This window comes from Ulvibacter sp. 2305UL32-6 (assembly GCF_058148545.1).
On record NZ_JBYVKA010000055.1, the window covers coordinates 1 to 808 of the forward strand.

The following is an 808-nucleotide window of genomic DNA, read 5'->3' on the forward strand; positions in this document are numbered from 1 at the left end:
GTTCTTGGCTCGCTGTGGCTCAACCAAATTTGCGGTAGCAAATGTTGGCAGCGGCGTCGACGCGTGCGACTCGGAAGCCACGGCGAAGCCGTCTACTAGTTTATTCGGTTTTAAAGATAGTTTATTTGTAGGAAATCAAATTCGATAGCAACAAACCCGCCATTGGCTTTATACGTTGTTATATGCTGGCTTATTTGACTTCGAAATCCATAAGTTTAAGAGATCCATAATATATAGTGCCATGTGTCAACTCTAGTGGAACCGAAAAATACACGTCAATTCTTGATGAGCGAATATTACTATGACCAAAATAGATTTCTCTATTATCTGGTTTCTTTTTTGTCCCAAAATTTAAACTAGTGTTAAGGTCTTCATATCCTTCCTTCTTATAATCAGGAAATGTGTCAATCACCGAAGGGTCGTATTTGTACATATAATTTTTCTCGTCTTCTGTAAGCTCATTGTAAACTAACATGTCAAAACTGATTATACCTCCAGTAGAGGAGTATTTCACATCAGCTGGACGCACTCTTTTCTTAAAAGTTTCTGTTATCATGAAGAATTTGTTTGGATCAAAGTCTTCTTTTTCTTTTGAAATTGATTTCAACTTAAACTTTATTTGTATTTTCTTGAAGCCTTTACTGGCAGTAACCAGTGATTGGGAAGTATGAAGTTCGAATAAACGGGAATTTTTTACCACTTTTTTAAATTCTAAATCAAACTTGTCATCTAAAATGAAGCTCTGAGCAAACATAATCGAAGAAGAAGCTATTAGTAGGGTAGTGAAATATTTTTTCATTGTGTTTTC

At 35.5% G+C, this 808-nt stretch carries 1 protein-coding gene; it reads right to left on the reverse strand.

Going from position 1 to position 808, the window contains the following annotated elements:
- Nucleotides 1–190: 190 nt before the first annotated feature.
- The coding region (locus ACY2RU_RS17680) for a hypothetical protein (protein WP_490139809.1) at nucleotides 191–808 on the reverse strand (618 nt) is incomplete at its 5' end.